We start from the raw sequence: 1,576 nt of genomic DNA, 5'->3' as shown, positions 1-1,576 counted from the left end.
GAAAAAAGGGCTAATACCGATAACGTCATCAGCCTAAGTAAACTCCAAAGGAAGAGCCAGATAATCAAGCTTAGATCGAGCCACTGGATATTTAGGGTGGAGGGTAACTGATTTATTTAGGTTAAACAACTCAATTCAACTAATTGAGTTAAATGTCGAGTCGCAGTAGCTCGACTCACTTTGGTAACCTTTTGATATTGGCTGCTGCTTATTTCTTCTGCAAAATCACCATCAAGTAAGCGATTCAATACCTTGACTTGCTCTTGATTCAAAGCCGTTTGATCGACATGTTGCCAAAATTGAGTTTTAGCGACCGTTTGCTCAATCCCTTTTAATGTATCCAGCAAAGCCTGATTCAAGGTTTCTAAAAACCAGCGTAGCCAAAGTGTAATGTCCAGCGTGCCTTTTTGGCTGTTTTCTAAGATGTCGTAATACTCGTTACGCTTATCCAGAATACTCACCGACATGGCATACAGACGAATCGATTGGTTTTCCGCTTGTGCCAGTGCTAAATCGGTGAGCAGGCGAGTGATACGCCCGTTACCATCATCCAAAGGATGTAGGGTCACAAACCATAAGTGGGCAATAGCAGCGCGCACCAGCGGGTTAAGTGTTGTGTCAGATCGAGACTCATTAAACCAATCAATAAATTGAGCTAGCTGCGATTCAAGCCCCGCTCTTGGCAGCGCTTCAAAATGAATTGTGGGTCTGTCTAGTCGACCGGATACGACTTGCATCGGCGTATCGCCTCGCAAAATGCCACCCGCTATAGGGTTAATTGCGGTTTGATCATCAGGGAAAAGCAATAAATGCCAGTGCAATAGGCGTTCAAGCGTAAGAGGTTGTTCCCAGTTATCAATGGCATCGACCATCATCTCGGCCAAGCCTTCAGTCTGTTTAGACGTGGGATAAGGCTTTGCTTCTTGCACGCCAAGCTTGTCTGCCAAGGAGGAACGTACTGAGCTAGCATTGAGTTGCTCGCCTTCAATAGCACTAGAGTGAAGGATATTGGTTAGTAAGGTATCAAGGGTGACTTGCTTATCCGCTTGCCCCATTTGTCCGAGCAATTTGCCTTGATTAAAATTTACCTCACACAAAAGTCCATGGATTGCTTGATGATCCCAATGAAAATGAGGCCAATCAGATTGCTGCCAAATCCACATAAGTCACTCCTGAGGTAAATAGTAACTTTATTCTAATCACGATTTGAGGCAAATATAAAATTATTTGCATCATCTCTTGAGTTGAATGTGCAGGTTAATTGCCTCAATGTCATAAGATAACGACCTAACGCTGTATGGGTAGGCTAGACCGCTTAGGCCGAGACAATATCGACCTTTAAAACACAATTAACCTGCTTACAGATAAAGGCAACCCGAGCGACAAGGCATCGATTCTTGCCGATATCGACTTCGAGTTAGAGCTACTTCAGCGTGATAACGTCAATGTGGGCTATATACCCATATATGGACTCTCCCCTATTTACAAGGCATTAGTTTTTGAAAAAACAGGGTTCATTGCTGTCATATATTCGGCTTATTTATCAAGAAATCTGTCTTGTAGCCTTGATGGTATC

Annotated in this window: 2 protein-coding genes; one reads left to right on the top strand and one right to left on the bottom strand. The window is 43.3% G+C overall.

Annotation, left to right across the window (positions count from 1 at the left end):
* Positions 1–116 precede the first annotated feature (116 nt).
* Positions 117–1,163 carry a Fic family protein gene (locus JQC92_RS22210; RefSeq protein ID WP_205001704.1) on the bottom strand — a complete coding sequence of 349 codons (1,047 nt, stop codon included), beginning with the start codon at positions 1,161–1,163 and terminating at the stop codon, positions 117–119.
* Positions 1,164–1,348: 185 nt separating this feature from the next.
* Between JQC92_RS22210 and JQC92_RS23415 the strand changes: the two genes are divergently transcribed.
* On the top strand, positions 1,349–1,576 hold a 228-nt coding region (locus JQC92_RS23415), incomplete at its 3' end, for a hypothetical protein (protein WP_476739469.1).

It is taken from the genome of Parashewanella hymeniacidonis (assembly GCF_016900895.1).
Taxonomy (GTDB): Bacteria; Pseudomonadota; Gammaproteobacteria; order Enterobacterales; family Shewanellaceae; genus Parashewanella; species Parashewanella hymeniacidonis.
This window is presented reverse-complemented; position numbering and strand designations above follow the sequence as displayed.

Bases quoted from the DNA above. Each gene is read 5' to 3' on its own strand.
- JQC92_RS22210 (WP_205001704.1), bottom strand. From the start codon at position 1,163: ATGTGGATTTGGCAGCAATCTGATTGGCCTCATTTTCATTGGGATCAT.